Origin of the sequence: Mycobacterium sp., assembly GCF_029961025.1 — a bacterium.
Lineage (GTDB): Bacteria > Actinomycetota > Actinomycetes > Mycobacteriales > Mycobacteriaceae > Mycobacterium.
On sequence record NZ_JASBVP010000010.1, the window covers coordinates 1 to 15,805 of the forward strand.

Here is a 15,805-nt window from a genome sequence, read left to right on the forward strand (position 1 = left end):
CAGGGCGCGCACGGTGTCCATCGCGGCCACGGCACGACCCTTGTCGACGGCCTGGATCGCCAACACCGGGACGTACTCGTCCCCCGGCAGGTCGATTCGGGCCCAGCGGGCGCCGGCGGGAAACGACACATCGACGATGTCCGGCCACGGGATCAACCGGTCCCCCAGCAGGTTGCGCACCGACAACCCGGCGGGACCGATCCGCAGCCTGGGGCGCGCCAGCAGCAACACCACCCCGGCGATGACGACACCCAGCATGCCGATCGCCACCTGGTCGGCCGTCCGGAAGATCACCCCGGTGGACCGGATCTTGAGCAGCAAACCCACCACGATGTGCGCGGCGGCGATCAGAAAAGCCGCTCCATAGGCGAAATACGGTGTCAAATGGGGACGGATTTCGACGTCCCACTCTCCCGTGGTCTCGGTCACCGTTCGGCGAGCAGATCACGCAGGGTGAGCGCGGTACCCAAGGCGGCGGCCGTCGCCTGGGCACCCTTGTCCTCCGCCGACGTCGGCAAGCCCGCCCGCTCCAGCGCCTGCTGCTCGGTGTCGGTGGTGAGCACACCGTTGCCGACCGGGGTCGAGGCGTCCAGCGAAACCCGTGTCAAGCCGTGGGTCACCGCCTGACATACGTACTCGAAATGTGGTGTCGCACCGCGGATCACGACACCGAGTGCGACGACAGCGTCGTGGTCATGGGCCAGCGCCTGAGCCACCACGGGGATCTCGATCGCCCCCAGCACGCGCACCACCGTCGGGTTGTCGACCCCCCACTGCGCGGCCGTCTTGCGGGCACCGGCCAGCAGCGCATCACAGATCGTCGGGTGCCAGGTACTGGCGACGATCGCCAGCCGCACCCCCGAGGCGTCCCGCGCCGGCATGTCCGGGACCCCCGCGCCACCACTCACGAGGCGGCTCCGGAAACGTCACCAGCTCTCACAAGGCGCCACCGAATTCGCTTGAGAGGTGGATGGACTCATGAAAGTCATCGAGGCCGATCAGGTCGTGGCCCAGCCGGTCGCGTTTGGTCATCAGATAGCGGATGTTTTCGGCATTAGCCCGGACCGGCAGCGGCACCCGCTCGATGATGTGCAACCCATAGCCGTCGAGCCCGACCCGTTTGGCGGGATTGTTGGTCAGCAGCCGCATCGAGCGGACCCCGAGGTCGACGAGGATCTGCGCGCCGATCCCGTAATCCCGCGCGTCGGCCGGGAACCCCAGCTTGAGGTTGGCGTCCACGGTGTCGGCACCGGCGTCCTGCAGCTGGTAGGCCTGCAGTTTATGCAGCAGGCCGATGCCCCGTCCTTCATGGCCCCGCATGTAGAGCACCACGCCGCGTCCCTCCCGGGCAATCATCGCCATCGCGGCGTCCAGCTGCGGCCCGCAATCGCATCGGCGCGATCCGAACACGTCGCCGGTCAAGCACTCGGAGTGCACCCGGACCAGCACGTTGTGCCCGTCGCTGTGGGGACCGGCGATCTCACCGCGCACCAAAGCCACGTGCTCGACGTCGTCGTAGATGCTGGTGTAGCCGATTGCGCGGAACTCCCCGTGCCGGGTCGGAATCCGGGCCTCGGCGACCCGCTCGACTTGCTTCTCATGTCTGCGCCGGTAGGCGATCAAGTCGGCGATGGCGATCAGTGCCAGACCGTGTTCGTCGGCGAAGACCCGCAACTCCTCGGTCTGCGCCATCGCGCCCTCGTCCTTCTGGCTGACGATCTCGCAAAGCACGCCCGCGGGACGCAGGCCGGCCATCCGGGCCAGGTCGACGGCCGCCTCGGTGTGACCCGGACGGCGCAACACACCACCTTCCTTGGCGCGCAGCGGGACCACATGGCCGGGTCGGGTGAAATCCTCGGCGACGCTCGCGGGATCCGCAAGCAACCGCATTGTGGTCGCCCGGTCTGAAGCCGAAATCCCCGTACCTATACCATGTTTCGCGTCAACGGTGACGGTGTAGGCGGTGCCGCGCTTGTCCTGGTTCACCGCGTACATGGGCAGCAGGCCCAGCCGGTCACAGATGGCCCCGTCCAGTGGCACACACAGATACCCCGAGGTGTAGCGAACCATGAACGCCACCAGCGACGGGGTCGCCTTTTCGGCGGCGAAGATGAGGTCGCCCTCGTTCTCCCGGTCCTCGTCGTCGATGACGATGACGGCCTTGCCGGCCGCGATGTCGGCAACCGCCCGCTCGACGGAGTCCAACCTCGTCATCTCTGCCACCTAGCCCGTTACGCGACGGGAACGCCATCTGAAGGTCGATGTCGACCGCGAGTGTTGCATCCAGTATGAACCACCGCCCGGCCGGTCGTTTGCCGCGGCTTACCCGCCGGACCGCCCGCCCGAGACCGGGGCGCGCCCGCCGAGCAGTCGCTCGACATACTTTCCGATCACATCCACCTCCAGGTTCACCGGAGCCCCCACCGGGGCGCGACCCAGAGTGGTCAGTTCCCGGGTGGTGGGTATCAGCGAGACCTCGAACCAGTCCGGGCCGAGCCCGGAGACGGTCAGTGAAACCCCGTCGACGGCGATCGATCCCTTTTCGACGACGTAACGCGCCAGCGCCGGGGGCAGCCCGATCCGCAGCACCTCCCAGTGCTCTGCGGGGGTGCGGGCGACAAGTGTGCCGGTGCCGTCCACGTGACCCTGCACAATGTGCCCGCCCAGGCGGCCGTTTACGGCGGCGGCACGCTCCAGGTTCACCCGGCTACCGGGCCGAAGCTCACCCAGATTGGACCGGTGGAGCGTCTCGGCCATCACATCGGCGGTGAACTGCCCGCCGGACGGCAGGCCGGCGACGGTTAGGCACACGCCGTTGACGGCGATCGAATCGCCGCGGCCGGCGTCGGCGGTGACCGCGGGACCACGAATGGTGAGCCGGGCGCAATCCGCGAGGTCGTCTCGACCGGTCACCTCGCCTAATTCCTCGACAATTCCGGTGAACATCGCACCAGCGTAATGAGTCTTTCGGCACCAAACCATCGCGTCGGCCGGGCCGGCCTCCGCCACCACCGGTCGGCCCGCCGCGGCGCGCATTCCCCAACCCGCTCGCCGGCACCCTCTACGATGCACGATATGCAGACGCGCCGTCGAATACCGGGCCGACTCCCCGCCGTGCTGGCCGCCGTGAGCGTCACCGCCGCCGTGCTTGTCGGCTGCAGCTCCGCGAAACACGCCGCCAAGCCGCTGCCGGATGCGGCGACACTGCTCAAGGAGTGCAGCCAGACCACCAAGGGTGTCAAAAGCGTGCACCTGGTGCTGTCGGTGACCGGCAAGGTCAAGGGGCTGCCGGTCAAGACGTTAACCGGCGATCTCACCACGGCCCCCAGCACCGCCGCGAAGGGCGATGCCACGATCACCCTGGCGGGCAGCGACGTCGACGCTCAGTTCGTGGTGTACGACACCGTCTTGTATGCGGCCCTCACCCCCAACAAATGGAGCGACTTCGGGCCGGCCGCCGACATCTACGACCCGGCGTCGATCCTGAATCCCCACACCGGTCTGGCGAACATGCTGGCCAATTTCATCGACCCGAAGGCCGAGGGCCGGGAAAGCCTCAACGGCCAGGACACCGTGCGCATCACCGGCAAAGTCTCCGCAAACGCGGTGAATGCGCTTGCGCCGCAGTTGAATGCGACACAACCGTTACCGGCCACCGTCTGGATCCAGGAGAACGGCAGCCACCAGCTGGTGCAGGCCAAGATGGATCAAAGCCCGGGTAATTCCATCCAGATGACCCTGTCGAATTGGGGGGAGCCGGTGCAGGTCACGAAACCACCGGTGAGCTGAGCCGATGCGCGCAAGCCGCCGGGTAGCGATCAGCGCGGGCAGTCTCGCGGTGCTGCTCGGCGCCCTCGACACCTATGTCGTCGTGACCATCATGCGCGACATCATCAGCACGATCGGCATCCCGATCAACCAGCTGCAGCGGATCACCCCGATCGTCACCTGGTACCTGCTGGGCTACATCGCCGCCATGCCGCTGCTGGGACGGGCGTCGGACCGGTTCGGCCGCAAGCCGCTGCTGCAGGCCAGCCTGGCCACGTTCGCCGTCGGCTCGGTGGTCACCGCGCTATCGACCGATCTGCACGTGCTGGTGGTCGGGCGCACCATCCAAGGTCTGGCCGCGGGCGCGCTGCTGCCGGTCACGCTGGCGCTGGGCGCCGACCTCTGGTCGCAGCGCACCCGCGCCGGGGTGCTGGGCGGCATCGGCGCCGCGCAGGAGCTGGGCAGCGTGCTGGGCCCGCTGTACGGAATCTTCATCGTCTGGCTGCTCAGCAAATGGCAGTACGTGTTCTGGATCAACGTGCCGCTGGCGGTGACCGCCATGGTGATGATCCACTTCAGCCTGCCGTCGCGGGACCGTAGCGCCCAACCGGCGAGGATCGACCTGATCGGTGGGCTCCTGCTGGCGATCACCCTGGGCCTGGCGGTGATCGGGTTGTACAACCCCGCCCCCAACGGTCAGCAAGTGCTGCCGAGCTACGGCCCGCCGCTGGTGCTTGCGGCGATCGCCGCCGCGGTGGTGTTCGCGATCTGGGAGCGGTTCGCGCGCACCCGGCTGATCGATCCGGCCGGCGTGCACTTCCGGCCGTTCCTGGCGGCGCTGGGAGCCTCGGTGACCGCGGGCGCGGCGCTGATGGTGACGCTGGTCGACGTGGAGTTGTTCGGTCAGGGCGTGCTGGGCATGGACCAGGACGAGGCGGCTGTTCTGCTGCTGCGCTTTCTCATCGCGCTGCCACTCGGGGCGCTGCTGGGCGGCTGGATCGCCACCCGGGTCGGTGACCGGGCGATGACGTTCGTCGGGCTGCTCACCGCGGCCTACGGCTACCGGTTGATCTCGAAGTGGCCGGTCGACCTGCTGGCCGATCGCCACCGCGTCTTCGGCCTGTTCACGCTGCCGGCGATGGACACCGACCTGGTGGTGGCCGGCCTGGGGTTGGGCCTGGTCATCGGGCCGCTGTCCTCGGCCGCCCTGCGGGTGGTTCCCGCCGCGGAACACGGCATCGCCTCGGCGGCGGTGGTGGTGGCGCGGATGACCGGCATGCTGATCGGGCTGGCCGCGCTCAGCGCCTGGGGGTTCTATCGGTTCAATCAGATCGTCGCCGGGTTGACGGCGTCGATTCCCGACAATGCCAGCCTGGCGGTCCGGATAGCCGCCCAGGCTCACCTGTACCGGCAGGCCTTTGCGCAGATGTACGGCGGGATCTTCACGGTCACCGCCGTCGTCTGCGTGGTGGGAGCGCTGCTGGGTCTGCTGGTGAGCAGCCGCCGGGTCCGCGCCGAGGAGACGACCGCTGGTGAGCGGGAAGCCGTGGTGCCCACCGGCTAACGGTCGACCAGGCCGGCGGCCGGACGGGCCCGGCGATCGGGGGTGCGCATCACCGCCGGCCCGCTCTCAGCGCGGCACCAGGCTGAGCACCAGGTCCGGGCCGACCCGCTCGACACCGTCGAACTGCCAGCGCAGCGCCCGCGCGATGTTGGAGACCCCGACGTCATCGACCGCGGTGACCGGTCCGCCCAGCAAGATCGGCGCCACATAGGCCAAAATCCGGTCGATCGCACCGGCGCGCAGGAAAGCCCCGGCGAGTGTGGGGCCGCCCTCGAGCAGGACATCGGTGCGATCCGACAACGCCTTGAGCACCTCGTGCGGATCGTGGGTGCGGATCACCATGGTGCGCGAGTCGTCGTTGAGAACCCGCGCATCCGAGGGGATGTCACGCTTGCCCACGACGACGCGCAACGGCTGGCGATCGGCCAGGGTGCCGTCGGGCAACCGGGCGGTCAGCGCCGGGTCGTCGGTGAGCACCGTGCCGGTGCCCACGATGATGGCGTCGGCGGCCGCGCGACGGCGATGCACATCCGCGCGTGCGGCTTCGCTGGCGATCCACTGGCTGGAGCCGTCGGCGGCGGCACTGCGGCCGTCGATGCTGGTGGCATACTTCCAGGTCACGTGCGGCAGACCGGTCTTTTGCTTGTGCAGCCATTCTCGCAGCGGCCCGGCCGCCACCTGATCGGCCTGTACCCCGGCGACCAGGCGCACGCCCGCCGCCGCCAACCGGGCCGCGCCCCCGGCGGCGATCGGGTTGGGGTCGGCGACGGCGTACACCACCTCCGCGATACCGGCATCGAGCAGGGCGTCCACACACGGCGGCGTCTTGCCGTAGTGGTTGCACGGCTCGAGGGTGACCACCGCGGTGCCGCCGGCCGCCAGGGCTCCGGCGCGACGCAGCGCCACCACTTCGGCGTGCGCGCCGCCGGCCGGTTCGGTGCCCCCGGCGCCGACGACCCGCCCGGCACGGTCCAAGATGACCGCCCCGACCGGCGGGTTGGGATAGGTGCTGCCCTTGACCATGTTCGCGTGTTCCACCGCGAGCCGCATCGCGGCGTCGTGGCTAAGGGCCACTTGGCTTTTCATGGGTGTAGTTTTCATGGGTGTAGGCGCGCCGATGCGGCAGCGGCCTGGCGGCGTAATTTTTCGACCGCGCCGGCCGGATCGTCGGTGTGGTAGACCGCTGTGCCGGCAACGAAGCAATCCACACCGGCCTCGGCCGCCTGCTCCACGGTGTCCTCGTTGATGCCGCCGTCGATCTCCACCAGAACCGTCAGCCGGCAGGCATCGATAAACCGCCGGGCGGTGCGCACCTTTTCCAGCACTTCGGGGATGAATGTCTGGCCCCCGAACCCGGGATCCACCGACATGATCAGCAGGGTGTCGAATTTCGGCAAGATCTCCAGGTATCGCTCGATCGGTGTCTGGGGTTTGATACCCAGTCCGGCCCTGGCGCCGGCGGCCCGGATGTCGCGGGCCACTCCCACCGGGTCGTCGGTGGCCTCGGCGTGGAAAGTGACGTTATAGGCACCGGCCTCGGCGTAGCGATGCGCCCACCGGTCGGGATTGTCGATCATCAGATGGCAGTCCATCGGCAAAGTCGTGTGCGCGCGAAGGCTTTCCACGACGGGCAGGCCGATCGTCAGATTCGGCACGAAATGGGCGTCCATCACGTCGACGTGTAGCCAGTCGGCGCCGTCCACGGCGGCGGCCGCGTCGGCCAGGCAGGCAAAATCCGCCGAGAGGATCGACGGCGCGATCAGCGGCCGACCGCTGTTACCGGACATAGCGTCAGCCTAACCAGCGTGGAATCCCGGCGCCGAACCGCCGGGGCTTGCGGCCCTCAGGCATCGCATCGCCGCAGCGCGGCCGCGAACATCGCGTCGGTGCCGTGCCGGTGCGGCCACAGTTGCACGTAGGGGCCTTCGCCCAGCTGGTCGACCGGTTCGAACAACCGCCGGGTGTCCAGCGCGCGCACCGGATGACGGCGCAGCGCATCGGTGACGACCCCCACGGTTTCGGCCAGGTGCGGCGAGCAGGTCGCATACAGCACCACGCCACCGGGCCGGGTCAGCGCGACCGCGGCGGCCAGCAGTTCACGCTGCAGCTTGACCAGCTCCGCCACATCGGCGGGCCGCCGTCGCCATCGGGCCTCCGGCCGGCGCCGCAACGCGCCCAGCCCGGTGCAGGGCGCATCGACCAGCACCCTATCGAAGCCGGGCCGAAGACCGCTGTGCCGCCCGTCGGCGCACACCACGTACACCGGCAGCCCACGGGTGTTCGCGACCACCAGGTCGGCGCGTCGCGGCGCGGGCTCGACCGCGGTGACCCGGGCCCCGCAGCGGGCACCCAGCGCCGCCAGCAGCGCGGTCTTGCCGCCGGGACCGGCGCACAGGTCCAGCCACCGTCCGGCGTCATCGGCGACGGGAGCCAACGCCAGCGCCCGGGCCACCAGTTGGCTGCCTTCGTCCTGAACCAGGGCCTGGCCGGCGCGCACCGGGGCCAGCTGCCCGGGGTCACCGGTGTGCAGGTACACCGCATACGGCGAATACCGGCCCACCGTGCCGGGCACCGCGGCAGCCAGCTCCGCGGCGCTCAGCACGTCCGGGCGGGCCGCCAGGTGCACGTGCGGTCGCTCGTCGTCGCCGGCCAGGACCGCGTCGAGTTCCCCGGCCGCCGCCCCCAGCGCGTCCGCGAACGCCTGGGCGATCCATCGCGGGTGGGCGTGCACGAAAGCGGCGTGCCCGATCGGATCGGTGTTCGCGTCGGGAGCCAACTCGGCCACCCAGGAGGCTTCGTCCCGCGAGCCGATGGCGCGCAGCACACCGTTCACGAAACCCGCTCTGGCCGAGTCGAATTCGAGCCGCGCCTGGTCGACTGCGGTGGACACCGCGGCGTGCGCGCCGACCCGGGTGCGCAGTAATTGGTAGGCGCCCAGCCGCAACAGGTCGAGCAACTGCGGGTCGATGGCCTGCGGCGCCCGGCCCGCGGCCGCGGCGATGATCGCATCGAGCAGCCCGCGGATGCGGCAGGTGCCGTAGGTCAGCTCGGTGGCGAAGGCGGCGTCCCGGCCGGTGATACCCCTTTCCCGCAGCACAGCCGGCAGCGCCAGGTTAGGGTACGCGTCGCGCTCGGTGACCGCCCGCAACACGTCGAATGCGGCGCGGCGCGCCGGATCCAGCGGCCGGCGGCGCTCACCGTGCCGGCCCGATCCGCCGTGTTGCGGGGGGTGCGAGGACGCGCCGCCGCGGTGCGGCGTCATGATGCCCGCGCGCCCGGATCGAGCCGGGCGCCGCGAGCCCAGTCGATAGCGTTCATGAATTTCTTTCCGGGAGGCTGGATTTGGCCCAGCCGTACCGGATCCGATCCGGTGCCGATCCACACGTTGTGGCGATCTATGTGAATCTCTCCTGGCCGCAGTGATTTTGGTGCAGCAGCATCGACGCGCACCGGTCCCAGTTTAACTCTCAGATCATCGATCAGTGTCCAGGCACCCGGGTGGGGTGTCACCGCACGGATTCGCCGCTCGATGACCTGGGCCGGCAGCTCCCAGCGCACCCGGGCCTGCGCCACGGTGATCTTCGGTGCCATGCTGACCCCTTCGGCCGGCTGCGGGCGCGGGGACAGCGTCCCCTCGGCGATGCCGTCCAGGGTGGTCACCAACAGCTCGGCCCCCGAGACCGCCAGCCGGGCAAGCAGATCGCCCGCCGTGTCCGTCGGGTGGATCGTTTCGGTGACCATCCCGTAAACCGGTCCGGAGTCCAGGCCGGATTCGATCTGAAACGTCGTCGCCCCGGTGACCGAGTCCCCGGCGGCGATCGCCGCTTGCACCGGGGCGGCCCCGCGCCAGGCCGGCAGCAGCGAGAAATGCAGGTTGATCCAGCCGTGCCGGGGGATCGCGAGCAACTGGTCGCCCAGCAGCGCACCGTAGGCCACCACGACGCAGCACTCGGGCGCCAGCTCGGATAGCTCGGCGACGAACTCCGCGGAGTTGGGCCGCCGGGGCCGCAGCACCGCGATACCCCGCTCGAGGGCCAGCCGGGCCACGGGCGAGGGTTGCGGCGTGCCGCTGCGGCCCGATGCCGCGTCCGGGCGGGTGAGCACCGCGATCACGTCGTGGCGGGGCGAGTCGATAAGGCGACGCAGCGCGGGCAGCGCGATTTCGGGCGTACCGGCGAACACGAGGCGCACCGGCTCAGTGTAGGAAGCCGTGACCCCGGGGCGGGTGCCCCGAGTGGGTCGAAAGGTGGCGTGAGCACACATCCGGCGGCGCAGCCGCTCACCCGATGTGCAGCGGGTCGATCTGCACCCGAACCGGCTGGTGGGTTTGCCGGGCGCTGAGCACGCCCACGGCGCGCCGCAGGCTTGCCGCCAGCGCCAGGCCCTGTTCCCGGCGGACGCGGATCAGCATCCGGCTCACCGGGGTGGGGGCGGGAGTTCCCGCGGGGTGGCGCGCCCCCGGCGGTAGCTGCACCGGGCCCAGCAGCTCGGCGCCGTCGGGCAGGTGGGCTTCCCTCAGCAGCGCGCTCACCGCTTCGGCGCTGCCGTCCACGGCGGCGATGTGCACGCTGGGCGGCAGTCCGACCTCGCGACGGGCCGCCAGCTCGGCGCCGGCGTGCCCGACCGGATCCCACCGGATGAGCGATTGCACCGTGGGGATCGACGATTCGGCGACCACGATCACCGTCCCGCCGTCGCCCCCGGCGCGCACCAGCGCCGCAGCGGCCATCCAGCGGCGCAGCGCGTCCTCGGCCGCGCGCAGGTCCTGGCGGCCCAGCAGTGCCCAGGTGTCCAGCAGCAGCGCCGCCCCGTAACCGCCGCAGGCGCGGGGCTCGGCCCCCGGGGTGGCGACCACCAGGGCCGGGCCGGCCGGGACCTCGGGTATGACGGCGCCGCCCGCGGAGGTGACCACCGCGGTTCCCGGGAAGCCCCGACCGAGCTCTTCTGCGGTGCGCCGGGCGCCGGCCACGACCGCGCGCACCGTGTCCGACCCGCAGCGCGGGCAGCGCAACGCGGGGTCGCTGCGGCCGCACCAGCGGCAGACCGCACCCGCGCCGCCGGCGTCGGGCAGCGACAGCGGACCGGTGCAGTGCCGGCAGCGGGCGATGGCGCGGCAGCGCCCGCACGCCAGCGCGGGCACGTACCCGCGCCGGGGCACCTGCACCAGCACCGGGGCCCCGGCCGCCAGCGCGGCGCGAGCGGCCCGCAGCGCGACGGAGGGCAGCCGGGCGGAGCGGGCCGCCGGGTCGCGCTCGTCGGCGGTGTCGTCGAGCGCGACGATCCGCGGCCTGCGGGCCCGCACCACCGGTCGCGGGGCGACCACATCGTGGGCCCACCCGGTGTGCACCAGGGCGTGGGCTTCGGCGGTGCGGGCATAGCCCCCGATCAGGGCCGCGCAGCGCAGCTGATGGGCGCGCAGCATCGCCACCTCGCGGGCGTGCGGATACGGCGCCCGCGGCTCGGCCAGGGTGTCGTCGCCGTCGTCCCAGACCATGACCAGGCCCAGGTCGGCCACCGGAGCGAACACCGCGCTGCGGGTGCCGATCACCAGTCGCGCGTGTCCCCGCAGGGCCGCCAGCCAGCGCCGATAGCGGGCCGCCGGACCCAGGCCGGCCGACAGCGCCACCATGGCCGACGCGTCGATCCACGCCGTCGCCGAGCGCCACAGCGCATCAACATCCCGTTGATCGGGCACCACCGCAAGCACCGCGCGTCCGGTGCGGATGGTGTGCGCCGCGGCCTCGGCCAAGCGGTCGGCCCACGGCTCACCGGGCAGCGCCTGCCAGACGGCCCGGGCGGCCCGGGACTCGGCCAGGGCGGCCAGAAACTGTGCGCCCCGGCCGTATACCGCCCAGCCGGCGGGATCGACCGGGGCGACATCGGGCGGACCCGGGGGGGACACCGGTTCGCGTTCCACCCGGGCGTGCCGTGGCGGTACCGCCAGCCGCAGCACGTCAGCCCGGGTTCCGGCGTATCGGGCCGCGACGGCGTCGACCAGCCGGCGGATGTCGGGGGTGAGCACCACCTCGGCGGAGACCACCCGGTCAAGCCAGCCCAGCCTGCCGGGATGATCGGTGTCGGTGCGGCGCTCCACAACGAACCCGTCGACCAGCCGGCCATGAAAGCCGACCCGCACCCGCACCCCGGGCTGCGCGTCGTCGGACTGCTCGGCGGCGACCAGGTAATCGAACTCGCGATCCAGGTGCGGCACCGACAGCATCGGCAGCACCCGCGCGATCGGTTCGTGCTCGGCCGCCCGCCGGGTCACGACGGGCCGTGCGCACCGCAACCGGCAGCAGCCCGGGGCCGCTTTCGAGGTCCCGGCCAGCGCCGCCGGTGACCACCGGAGGGGGGCGCCCCACCGGCCGGGACCCGACACGGTGCGTACGGTGTCCCCATGCGGGACACACCCATGCGGGACAAAGACGAGAAGCCTGGCGTCGACCCCATGCTGCTGAAGGTACTGGACGCGGTTCCATTCCGGTTAACGGCCGACGACGGGGTCGACGCCGCGCGGCAGCGGCTGCGCAACCTGCCCCGCCGCCCGGTGCATCCCGAGTTGCGCGTCGAGAACCGTGTCATCGACGGCCCGGAGGACGAGATCGCGATCCGGATCTATTGGCCGGCAACGGAACTACCCTCACCTGTGGTGCTGTATTTCCACGGCGGCGGATTCGTCGTGGGCGACTTGGACACCCACGACGGAATCGCGCGCTGGCATGCCGTCGGCGCCGGGGCGATCGTGGTTTCCGTCGATTACCGGCTGGCGCCCGAGCATCCCTACCCGGCAGCGATCGAGGATGCCTGGGCCGCAACACAATGGGTCGCCGATCACGGCCGCGGCATCGGGGCCGATCCGGCCCGTATGGGCCTGGCCGGCGACTCGGCGGGCGGCACCATCGCCGCGGTGATCGCGCAGCGCGCCCGCGATGACGGCGGCCCGCCGATCGCCTTTCAGCTGCTGTGGTATCCGTCCACGCTGTGGGACCCATCGCTGCCGTCGTTCACCGAGAACGCCGCCGCGCCCATCCTCGACCGTCACGCCATCGCCGCGTTTTCCCGGTGGTACGCAGGGGAAGTCGACGTGACCGATCCACCGGCCGGGATGGCGCCGGGCCGGGCGCAGAACCTGGCCGGCCTGCCGCCCGCCTACATCGGCGTCGCCGGTCACGACCCGCTGCGCGACGACGGGATCCGCTACGGCGAGTTGCTCGCCGCCGCCGGCGTGCCCGTCGAGGTGCACAACGCCGAGTCGCTGGTGCACGGGTATCTCGGCTACGCCGGCGTGGTGCCGGCCGCCGCCGCGGCCATGAACCGCGGGCTGGCGGCGCTGCGCGCTGCGCTGCACGGCTCCCCGGTGGATGCGGCGGGTGTGTGACTTGGCGGCCCCACAGCGATGTTTCGACCCCGAACGCCCGACGGCGACCGGCTCGTCAGGCGACCGCGTTCTTCAGGTCGTCGACCTTGTCGAGCCGCTCCCACGGCAGGTCGAGGTCGTTGCGACCGAAATGCCCGTAGGCGGCGGTCTGCGCGTAGATCGGGCGCAACAGGTCCAGGTCGCGGATGATCGCCCCCGGCCGCAGGTCGAACACCTCGCCGATGGCCCGCTCGATCTTGGCCGGGTCGACGGTCTCGGTGCCGAACGTCTCGACGAACAGCCCGACCGGGGCGGCTTTGCCGATGGCGTAGGCCACCTGCACTTCCACCCGTTCCGCCAGCCCGGCGGCGACGACGTTCTTGGCCACCCAGCGCGTCGCGTAGGCTCCGGAGCGGTCCACCTTGGACGGGTCCTTGCCGGAGAAAGCACCGCCGCCGTGGCGGGCCCAGCCGCCGTAGGTGTCGACGATGATCTTGCGGCCGGTCAACCCGGCGTCACCCATCGGACCCCCGATGACGAACTTGCCGGTCGGGTTGACCAGCAGCCGTACCGACGACGTGTCCAGGGTGTCGTGGGCCAGGTCGTCGAGCACGGTGTTGAGCACCTTCTCCCGGATATCGGGCGTCAGGGTGTCTTCCAGGTCGATATCGGCGGCGTGCTGGGTGGAGATGACGACGGTGTCCAGCCGCACCGGGGTGTTGCCGTCGAAGGCGATGGTGACCTGCGTCTTGCCGTCGGGACGCAGATACGGCAGCACGCCGTTCTTGCGCACCTCGGCCAGCCGTCGGGCCAGCCGGTGCGCCAGCGCGATGGGCAGCGGCATCAGCTCCGGGGTGTCGCTGATGGCGTAGCCGAACATCAGGCCCTGATCCCCGGCCCCCTGCGCGGCCAGCGGGTCCGAGACGCCTTCGACGCGCGCCTCGTGGGCGGTGTCGACACCTTGGGCAATGTCCGGCGACTGCTTGCCGATAGCGATGTTCACCCCGCAGGAGGCCCCGTCGAAACCCTTGTCCGACGAGTCGTAGCCGATCTCTAGGATGCGCTCCCGAACCGTGGTGGTGATGTCGGCGAAGGCCTCCTTGGCGCTCGTGGTCACCTCCCCCACGACGTGCACCTGCCCGGTGGTGACCAGCGTCTCCACCGCGACCCGGGAGCCGGGATCCTGGGCTAAAAGCGCATCGAGTATCGAGTCGCTGATGGCATCGCAGATCTTGTCGGGATGCCCCTCGGTCACTGACTCGCTGGTAAACAGCCGGCCCGTCGCACTCACCACCCCATCCTTCCGCCTCGCCTAAGAACATCGCCCGTCGAAAATGTTAGCCAGACAAATTATATCGGCCGTGGTCTGCTCCGACCCGCGGGTGCCCCGGGACCGGAACCACCACCTCGAGGTGCGTTGGCCCACCCTATCCGTCGTGGCCGTGCAGGAACGCGGCGACCGCGTCCACGATACGACTGGCCATCAGCGTCTTGGAGCCGTGCGGCAACGCCGACTCGGTGCCGTCGGAGGCCAGCAGCCAGCCGTCGTTGCTGTCGACCTCGAACGCCCGTCCGTCCCCGACGGCGTTGACCACCAGCAGATCACAGCCCTTGCGGCGCAACTTATCCCGGGCGTGAAACAGCACATCGCCGTGGGTGTCACCGGTCTCGGCGGCGAACCCGACAATGGCCCGCATTATGGGAAGCTGACCCTCGGCTCGGGCGCGCACCACACCGGCCAGCACATCGTCGTTGCGTACCAGTTCGATCGTCGGCGATGCCTCGACGCCCTTTTTGATCTTGGCCGCCGCCACCCGCGCGGGCCGGAAGTCCGCGACGGCGGCCGCCATCACCAGCACGTGGGTGTCCGGGGCGTGCTTGGACACCGCGTCGCGCATCTGCTGCGCCGAGCTGACGTGCACCACCTCGACTCCGGCGGGGTCGATGAGCCCGGCGGTATGCCCGGCGATCAGGGTCACCTCGGCGCCCCGCTGGGCGGCCACCCGTGCCACCGCGTAACCCTGCTTGCCCGAGCTGCGGTTGCCGATATAGCGCACCGGGTCTATCGGCTCCCGGGTGCCGCCCGCGGTCACCAGCATCCGGCAGCCCGCAAGGTCATACGGCAACGCATCGGCGCGCTCCAGCAACAGCTGGGCAAACGTGGTGATCTCCTCCGCCTCGGGTAATCGGCCCGCTCCGCTGTCGGCGCCGGTCAGCCGGCCCGACGCCGGTTCCAGCACCACCGCCCCGCGGCGGCGCAGCGTGGCCACGTTGTCGACGGTGGCCGGATGCAACCACATCTCGGTGTGCATCGCCGGCGCGAACAGCACCGGACATCGCGCCGTCAGCAGGGTGGCGGTCAGCAGATCGTCAGCCCGCCCGGCCGCCGCCCGGGCCAGCAGGTCGGCGGTGGCCGGCGCCACCACCACCAGTTCGGCCTCCTGGCCCAGGTGCACGTGCGGCACCAGCGGAACGTCCTCGAAGACCCCGGTGCACACCGGCTCACCGGACAGCGCCTCGAAGGTGGCGGCCCCGACGAACCGCAGCGCGGATTCGGTGGGGATGACCCGCACCCGGTGACCGGCCTCGGCGAGCTGACGAACCACCGTGCACGCCTTATAGGCGGCGATCCCCCCGGACACGCCGACGATGATCCGCTTGCGCTCCATCAGCTCGGCCCGTTCACCATCGGACTGATGTCGCGCCGCTTGTCGCCGAGCGTCATCGCAGGCCCGCCCCGACCGTGCTATTCGCCTTCGGTGTGCTCGAGCAGGCCGGCGTGAATTTCCCGCAACGCGATGGAGAGCGGCTTTTCATGCAAGCCCGGCTCGACCAGCGGGCCGACGTATTCGAGGATGCCCTCCCCGAGCTGGTTGTAGTAGTCGTTGATCTGGCGGGCCCGCTTCGCCGCGAAGATCACCAGGGCATATTTGCTCGACACCCGCTCGAGCAACTCGTCGATCGGCGGGTTGGTGAGGCCCAGCGGGACATCGTAGGCAACCGCAGCGCCCGTGGCCGGGTCGGGATGCTCCCCGGCGGGAACGGCGGCCAGTCGCGCGTCGGATTGCGAAGTGCTCACGTAGACGAATCTCCTGATGGCGTGGGGCGGCGGGATG

15 protein-coding genes are annotated in these 15,805 nt (G+C 70.8%); 3 read left to right on the forward strand and 12 right to left on the reverse strand.

Translation table 11 applies throughout. The features are described 5' to 3' along the window. The 4 genes from QJR12_RS12660 to QJR12_RS12675 all read right to left on the reverse strand — a co-directional run. On the reverse strand, positions 1-429 hold a 429-nt coding region (locus QJR12_RS12660; RefSeq protein WP_300582724.1), incomplete at its 3' end, for a PH domain-containing protein. Next, a complete protein-coding gene (gene ribH / locus QJR12_RS12665; RefSeq protein ID WP_300582726.1) occupies positions 426-908 on the reverse strand; it encodes a 6,7-dimethyl-8-ribityllumazine synthase in 483 nt (160 codons plus the stop codon). The genes ribH and QJR12_RS12660, both read right to left, overlap by 4 nt. Before the next feature lie 28 nt (positions 909-936). Beyond that, positions 937-2,214: a bifunctional 3,4-dihydroxy-2-butanone-4-phosphate synthase/GTP cyclohydrolase II gene (locus QJR12_RS12670; RefSeq protein ID WP_300582729.1), complete on the reverse strand. Its 1,278-nt coding sequence runs from the start codon at positions 2,212-2,214 to the stop codon at positions 937-939. Positions 2,215-2,322: 108 nt separating this feature from the next. Then, entirely contained in the window at positions 2,323-2,946 is a 624-nt protein-coding gene (locus tag QJR12_RS12675) for a riboflavin synthase (protein ID WP_300582732.1), read from the reverse strand. Positions 2,947-3,075: 129 nt separating this feature from the next. Between QJR12_RS12675 and QJR12_RS12680 the strand changes: the two genes are divergently transcribed. Together QJR12_RS12680 and QJR12_RS12685 are read left to right on the forward strand one after the other, a co-directional pair. Then, entirely contained in the window at positions 3,076-3,789 is a 714-nt protein-coding gene (locus QJR12_RS12680; RefSeq protein ID WP_300582735.1) for an LppX_LprAFG lipoprotein, read from the forward strand. Between the two features lie 4 nt (positions 3,790-3,793). Next, complete coding sequence (locus QJR12_RS12685) at positions 3,794-5,332, forward strand: MFS transporter (RefSeq protein WP_300582738.1); 1,539 nt, start codon at positions 3,794-3,796, stop codon at positions 5,330-5,332. Between the two features lie 66 nt (positions 5,333-5,398). On the opposite strand, the gene ribD is transcribed toward QJR12_RS12685, so the two are convergent. The 5 genes from ribD to QJR12_RS12710 all read right to left on the reverse strand — a co-directional run bounded on the left by ribD (position 5,399) and on the right by QJR12_RS12710 (position 11,552). Then, a complete protein-coding gene (gene ribD, locus QJR12_RS12690; RefSeq protein WP_300582741.1) occupies positions 5,399-6,418 on the reverse strand; it encodes a bifunctional diaminohydroxyphosphoribosylaminopyrimidine deaminase/5-amino-6-(5-phosphoribosylamino)uracil reductase RibD in 1,020 nt (339 codons plus the stop codon). Between the two features lie 11 nt (positions 6,419-6,429). After that, positions 6,430-7,119, reverse strand: coding sequence for a ribulose-phosphate 3-epimerase (rpe, locus tag QJR12_RS12695; RefSeq protein ID WP_300582745.1), 690 nt, complete (start codon positions 7,117-7,119; stop codon positions 6,430-6,432). A 56-nt stretch (positions 7,120-7,175) separates the two neighbouring features. Further along, entirely contained in the window at positions 7,176-8,594 is a 1,419-nt protein-coding gene (locus tag QJR12_RS12700; RefSeq protein WP_300582748.1) for an RsmB/NOP family class I SAM-dependent RNA methyltransferase, read from the reverse strand. Next, positions 8,591-9,523: a methionyl-tRNA formyltransferase gene (fmt, locus tag QJR12_RS12705; RefSeq protein WP_300582751.1), complete on the reverse strand. Its 933-nt coding sequence runs from the start codon at positions 9,521-9,523 to the stop codon at positions 8,591-8,593. Before fmt ends, QJR12_RS12700 begins: the two co-directional genes overlap by 4 nt. Before the next feature lie 88 nt (positions 9,524-9,611). Next, positions 9,612-11,552: a primosomal protein N' gene (locus QJR12_RS12710; RefSeq protein ID WP_300582813.1), complete on the reverse strand. Its 1,941-nt coding sequence runs from the start codon at positions 11,550-11,552 to the stop codon at positions 9,612-9,614. 192 nt (positions 11,553-11,744) lie between these two features. On the opposite strand from QJR12_RS12710, the gene QJR12_RS12715 reads away from it, so the two are divergent. Then, positions 11,745-12,710, forward strand: coding sequence for an alpha/beta hydrolase (locus QJR12_RS12715; protein ID WP_300582816.1), 966 nt, complete (start codon positions 11,745-11,747; stop codon positions 12,708-12,710). A 55-nt stretch (positions 12,711-12,765) separates the two neighbouring features. Here the strand turns inward: QJR12_RS12715 and metK are convergent, their stop codons facing one another. From metK to rpoZ, 3 genes are all read right to left on the reverse strand, one after another. Then, positions 12,766-13,980, reverse strand: coding sequence for a methionine adenosyltransferase (gene metK, locus QJR12_RS12720; RefSeq protein ID WP_300582753.1), 1,215 nt, complete (start codon positions 13,978-13,980; stop codon positions 12,766-12,768). A 136-nt stretch (positions 13,981-14,116) separates the two neighbouring features. Continuing rightward, positions 14,117-15,361 (reverse strand): bifunctional phosphopantothenoylcysteine decarboxylase/phosphopantothenate--cysteine ligase CoaBC, encoded by a 1,245-nt coding sequence (gene coaBC / locus QJR12_RS12725; RefSeq protein ID WP_300582818.1) that lies wholly within the window; start codon positions 15,359-15,361, stop codon positions 14,117-14,119. A 74-nt stretch (positions 15,362-15,435) separates the two neighbouring features. Continuing rightward, on the reverse strand, positions 15,436-15,768 hold the full coding sequence (rpoZ, locus tag QJR12_RS12730; protein WP_300582755.1) for a DNA-directed RNA polymerase subunit omega: 333 nt from the start codon (positions 15,766-15,768) through the stop codon (positions 15,436-15,438). Positions 15,769-15,805: the final 37 nt, after the last annotated feature.